The organism is Acinetobacter sp. AKBS16, from assembly GCF_002899995.1.
GTDB lineage: Bacteria > Pseudomonadota > Gammaproteobacteria > Pseudomonadales > Moraxellaceae > Acinetobacter > Acinetobacter baumannii.
In genome coordinates, this window is sequence record NZ_POYH01000079.1 from 1 (window position 1) to 5,753 (window position 5,753).

Consider the following 5,753-nt stretch of genomic DNA (forward strand, 5'->3'; position numbering starts at 1 on the left):
TTATTATAATCATGAGAGAATCAAGGTGAAGCTACAAGGTTTATCCCCTGTACAATATAGAAACCAGTTTATAAAAACTGCTTAACTAACTGTCCAACTTTATGGGGGCAGATCATTCCGCCGCAGAGGGGGCACGCAGGGATTCCCACAAAAAAGTGATTACTTTTTCGTGTTCTTTGGCTAATGGTCTGCTAAAACCAACTGGCAATGTAGGCCAGCAGGCAAAGGATAATCGGAGGGGTTTTAGGTGTCAATGTGATATTGGCTAGAAATAAAGCTTTAAAAACTCTATAAAATAACTTTACTTAAGATTTAGTCATCCATTCTAGAATCTTTTATTTTTGAAATTTAAAAATATAAGTAAACTTAAAATGTACTCCGCTATATTAATTAAGACTTTGAATGCCGACTGATGCTTATTTTCCTCCATAATACATAACGAACGGCTAATCCAAGGAAGGAAATATTATTTTTATAGTTACAATAAGGGATTCAAACTAAAAAATGATTATTGTTAGATCTAAAACAAGGTGAAGTTTTATATTAGCTAATTTTTTAAGAATTATTCTCTAATTTAACTAGTAAATTTATAGACCGATAAAATGAATAATTAAATCCATCTTATCGGCTTGCTAGAAGAGGTTTTTAAAACCTTATTTTTTATTGTTTAATATATTTTGGAAATTCTTTTAAAACCTTATGACAAAAGTGGCCCTGTGAGTCCTCTTTCTTCCGCTCTTCAAATTCCTTCATCCCAAATTTCATAACCTCTCTACCATATTTTTCGCCGAGATCATGTTTAGTACATTTTGCGGCAGCCTCTTTTAACTCTTCTGAATAATAGTGATAGTTACAATCAAGTTGAGCTCGGCTTAAAAAACCATGAAGCTCTACTGCTTTCTCACATTGTGTTTGCTCTAGAAGATTTCTAGATTCTTGACTTGCATAAATTGATGTTCCTACTAATAAAGTGAAAATCGTTACTAAAAAATTACGCATTATTTCCCCGAAAAAGTTATTAAAAGTATTAGTGATAATATTGCGGGCGTATTAAATAATAATTATCTCTAAGTGTCTATTAATAATAAAGAAAACAGGATAGCCTTCTTCTCTTTTGAATATTTAATCACCTTATTAAAATTATGTGATTAAGTTTTAACAAATAAATAATATTTATTTTACTTCCCTATTTAATTGTTAAATTAGTACTTTGGTTAGGGATTAAAGTATGCCTTTTTTTGACTTTCAATAATAATATTTAGCTATTTAGTTAGGATATTTAATAAGATTCTTGGAAAGATAAGCGCTATGACCAATAAGAATATATTTATTATTTAACCAGTATTTGATGATTCTAATGTATGAATCAAAAATTCCTAATATTTGATTTTTGGGTAAGATCCGCAAAGAGCACTGTTTAGTCACCCTTACTGAAACAGTGCTCTTTGCTTCATCACAACTCCTATCCAGTAGAGTCCGATGCATAGAAATAGTGTATGGCTGTGTCGATCAAAATGTTTACTGAATTTTCAGTTTTTTTAAATGATATCAGCATAAAAATCACGTATATTTAAAATTAACAGAAGAATCTTCTTTGGTTTATATTTTGAACAGCACAGAATACACACTAGATCGCATAGATCGGAAAATATTATCTGCCTTACGTAGAAATGGCCGTTTAACGGTTGCACAGCTCGCCGAAGAAGTCGGGCTTTCATCTTCACCTTGCTGGACTCGACTCAAACGTTTAGAAAGTCTAAAAATTATTGAAGGCTATACCGTAAACGTAAACCCCAAAGCGATTGGCATTCATGAGTTGTTTTTTATTGAAATTACCCTAGAACGCCACGATGATGAAATGTTAGAAAACTTTAGCGAGGCTTTGGCAGATATTCCGGAAGTGGTCGAAGCGCATTTAGTTACGGGCGACTATGATTATTTGGTGAAAGTAGCCGTAAAAGATGCCGAGCATTACGAGCGTTTTTTACGTAAAAAGCTCTACTCGATTAAAGGAATCCGCCACACGCGTTCAACCTTTGCTTTACGACCACTTAAATCTGCCAATACTGCCGATTTAATGTTGATTGAATAATTTACTTATAGGGACGGCTTTGGGTGGTTCATTGTTTTAATTTGATTTTATTCAATGTTACACATAAAGCTCTCTTGTCAGCTTCTTTAAGTTGAGGATGCTGAACAGGCCACATATAGCTACAGCCATGAGGCGCTTTGTTATTATTTTTCTTAAGTTCATAGGCGATATTTTTTAGCAGCTCCGTGTTTAAAGCGCTAATTTTTACGCGTACTTCGCTTAAGTCTTGAGGCTTCCAGTTGGTTTCCGGACTCGACAACCAGTCGGCACGATAACGGTACTGGATTGCTTTAGCCACATCCATTTGCGCTACTATAAATGGCTTTACTGTTTCGCTGTTAAGCCCAAAAGAGTCGGCTTCAGAAAGCGATTGATCGAGTACTTTCTTTTCTTGTGTTAAATCTTCAATCGGTAAATGCTGCTCTGCCTTATAACCTGCGACATCTTTCATATAAGATAAGCGTTCGTTAATTAAACGCGCGGTTTGCTCATATTGATATGCTTGTGCCAGTGAAGAAAAGCACATCAAAGCTGCCACTGTAGTCGCTAGTTTAACAGTTTGTTGAATATTCTTAATATTTAACATTTAAGTACCTTCAAAATTATTGTTCTGTTGTCATTCCAAAGCAGTACTCTATTTTAAGAACACTCGAAAGTAAAATCTCAAGACACGCTAAGCTCTTGACTCCATGCAGTGTTAGGTTGTTGATAGATGTGCTGACAGACTTGTTTAACAGATGAAATAAAGTGCTGGTTTTGCCCATCCCATTTTTCCACCATGCAATATGTCACGTGTATTCCTTTGGGCTGAAACTCTCTTGCCAATGACTGCGATAACGCTCGAATACTCGCAAACATGCTTTGACTTAACACATCGTAGTGAGCCGAATTATTAGATGGTGCTCCAAGAAAAATAACAGTGCCCCGCTGCTGCTTTAGCATCGGTTTAATCAATGCTTGTGACACGCTCACCGCGCTTAAACCCGTTGTTTGCCAACTGTGCTCAATTTCTTCTAAAGATAAAGCTTCAATATTTGGCGCAGATGAAAAATTTGGCTGAAACACGCATAACTCAATGCTATGACTATGGCTGGCAATATATTTTAGTAAGCTTTTTAAATGCTCAGTATTCACCAAGTTTAAACGGACACTCGTTATGCCATCATTTACACGGTTTACTTGTATATTCTGAACGCTAGAATCATGCACAGCTTGATAGACATGCAATGGAGATTGCTCATTTTTGTCTAAAATTACAAAGTTCTGGTCAAGTAGTTCTATATCATGACCTGCAATAACCACACAGCCCTGCTTTTTTTGAAACTTCTGAAATATTGTTTTTAGCATATGAGTCTCTCAAAATTTTTCTTGGTATGGACGTAAATCTAGCTCGTGTGTCCAAAGCTCAGGGCTTTGCTGATAGAGCATCCAATAGTTGTCAGCTATTGCATTAATATTGAGTCCACCCGTCCCCCGTGTGAGACGAATGAAACGTCCTAGACCAAATAAAGCTTTATTAATTCTGTCGCCATCCACCATTCCATCAATAATGACATGAGCAATATGAATGCCTTGACTTTTATAAATTTGAGCTAAATTTAACGCATAAGTCCGCAAGGCAGATTTCCCCATAGTGAAAGCTGCGAAAAAAGGCTTTCCACGCAACGAGGCACTGGCTCCGGTAAAAATAAGTGTACCGTGGTTTTGTTCTTTAAATATTTTTAAACAGCTTTGAGAAACTAAATAGGCCGATAAAAAAGTGGATTGCCACATTTGAGTAAAAAACGATAGCGGACTGTGTAAAAAAATTGAGGGAATATTTCCCCCAACATTATGAATAACTGCAGTAATGCGTTCATTCTGACTTATGATGGTGTCAAACAATGCTTGAACTTGATTGATATCTTCTGCATCTAGACGAAATGCCACAGCTTCACCTGCATTGGCATGGATTTCGGCAGCTACTGCCTCAATTTTTTGGAAAGTACGTCCAGCAACGTAAACTTTTAAGCCCTCTTTTGCAAAGCGATGACAGACAGCAGCACCAATGCCCTGTGATGCCCCAACGCCAATAACAACTGCACAATCTCGTATTTTATCTGGTGTTGCTGATGCCATACTCGTCTCAACCTGTTTGTTTTTTATACCATTCTGCCATAAATGGACGATCCAAGATTTCCTTACCAAACTTCTTACTTGTACGAATGACTTCACCAAGTTGAGCAACTACAGCTATGTCTGCAATCGTTTGATTCTCACCCACTAACCATTCACTTTGTGATAAAACCTGCTCAATACGATCGAGGTGTCGTATAAATTCTTCTTCAACATTTTCAGCCTTCATTCTGCCCAAGCCTTGAAAGAAAAGCTGTGTTTTGAGTTCAGCTAAAATAAAACCCTTCACCATAGGTTTTTCATATGCAGGACGGCCAATACTGCTAATACGAATTGCTTCTTCTAAAGCTTCCGAATCATTTACTCTTAAATATACTTCATAAAAATAGAGTGATTCATCTGCCCAGTCTTCCCAAAGTTCTACAAGTGCTTTTTGATTTGGGTCTTCGGGATAAAGTCGAGGTGTATCCGGAAAGGTTTCGTCTAGGTAGCGAGCGATACGGGTACTGTCTTGTATACGCTGTCCTTTATGGTCAATAACAGGTACTTTGCCCACTTTACTGAGCAAAGGTACTTTCGCTCCAAGAATGCCGTTGTAATTAATCGTTTCGTATGGGATTCCCTTAAATTTCAAAGCTCTTGCAACTTTTTGACAAAATGGAGAAATTTCCCATTGATGCAAAATAATATCCGACATTTATTCACCTTTATTTTTAATTGCCTGTTTTGCCACTCAGTTCCTTTTTGGAACTAATTATTAAATATACAGAATATCTTTTTAAGTCAAACTGTTTTTGATGACGACCAAGTTTCAAAATATAAAAAAGCGCTACCCCTTTTAAAGAAATAGCGCTTTGAAAACATGAATAATTTAGAAAATCTAATTAAACGCTCAGCATACTATTTAAAGTTTCAGAAACGTTTTTAGATTTCACTTTAGGCTGCAACGCTTGTAAAGCCTGTTGCACTTGAGTGCGCTGAGGTTCGGCAAGCGTATACCAGCGAGATAACACCTGTAATAAACGTGAACCTAAAATCGGGTTTTTCTCGTCCAGATATTCTGCAAGATTAATAAAGTGAGCTACACCAAAGCCCCACGTATTTTCAGGGTTATTTGACAAACCACCACTCACGGCGCGAATACGGTTTGGTGTAGTTAAGTCATAATCAGGATGCTGAGTTAGATATTCAATTGTCTCAACTGTAGCATTTGGATTTGCTGCCTGAATCATAAACCATTGGTCCAAAGACAATGCTTCGTCTTTAAAGCGGTTATAGAAATCAGCTAGGGCTTCTTGTGCTTGAGGCGCACTTTGCCACACTAGTACACGCAGCGCACCTAAACGTTCAGACATATTCCCCGTGCTTTGATATTGCTCATAAGCTAATTCAAATGCACTTTGATCACCCTGACGCGCCATCATCATGAGCATAATGTTCTTTAATGCACGTACACCCATCGCTAAAGAAAATTCTTTTTGCAAGTCTGGGTCAAGTGTAAGGTACGTATCTTTCCAGAACGCCCCCAACTCTTGTGCCAAACGAT

Annotated in this window: 8 protein-coding genes; 2 read left to right on the top strand and 6 right to left on the bottom strand. The window is 37.0% G+C overall.

The annotated features are described in order from the left end of the window. Positions 1-85: IS3 family transposase (locus C1642_RS13725; protein WP_146035315.1), on the top strand; the 85-nt coding region annotated here is incomplete at its 5' end. A 575-nt stretch (positions 86-660) separates the two neighbouring features. Here the strand turns inward: C1642_RS13725 and C1642_RS13730 are convergent. Continuing rightward, entirely contained in the window at positions 661-999 is a 339-nt protein-coding gene (locus tag C1642_RS13730) for a hypothetical protein (RefSeq protein ID WP_001980666.1), read from the bottom strand. 607 nt (positions 1,000-1,606) lie between these two features. On the opposite strand from C1642_RS13730, the gene C1642_RS13740 reads away from it, so the two are divergent. Then, the gene (locus tag C1642_RS13740; protein WP_001089197.1) at positions 1,607-2,092 is read left to right on the top strand and encodes an Lrp/AsnC family transcriptional regulator; all 486 of its coding nucleotides are present in this window, start codon (positions 1,607-1,609) and stop codon (positions 2,090-2,092) included. A gap of 28 nt (positions 2,093-2,120) precedes the next feature. Here the strand turns inward: C1642_RS13740 and C1642_RS13745 are convergent, their stop codons facing one another. The 5 genes from C1642_RS13745 to C1642_RS13765 form a co-directional block, all read right to left on the bottom strand. After that, positions 2,121-2,678, bottom strand: coding sequence for a chorismate mutase (locus C1642_RS13745; protein ID WP_000932080.1), 558 nt, complete (start codon positions 2,676-2,678; stop codon positions 2,121-2,123). Positions 2,679-2,755: 77 nt separating this feature from the next. Continuing rightward, positions 2,756-3,439, bottom strand: coding sequence for an SDR family NAD(P)-dependent oxidoreductase (locus C1642_RS13750; protein WP_103236450.1), 684 nt, complete (start codon positions 3,437-3,439; stop codon positions 2,756-2,758). 9 nt (positions 3,440-3,448) lie between these two features. Further along, the gene (locus C1642_RS13755; protein ID WP_103236451.1) at positions 3,449-4,210 is read right to left on the bottom strand and encodes an SDR family NAD(P)-dependent oxidoreductase; all 762 of its coding nucleotides are present in this window, start codon (positions 4,208-4,210) and stop codon (positions 3,449-3,451) included. Between the two features lie 7 nt (positions 4,211-4,217). Next, positions 4,218-4,904, bottom strand: coding sequence for a glutathione S-transferase family protein (locus C1642_RS13760; RefSeq protein ID WP_002059711.1), 687 nt, complete (start codon positions 4,902-4,904; stop codon positions 4,218-4,220). A 187-nt stretch (positions 4,905-5,091) separates the two neighbouring features. Then, on the bottom strand, positions 5,092-5,753 hold a 662-nt coding region (locus C1642_RS13765), incomplete at its 5' end, for an aminopeptidase N C-terminal domain-containing protein (protein WP_146035335.1).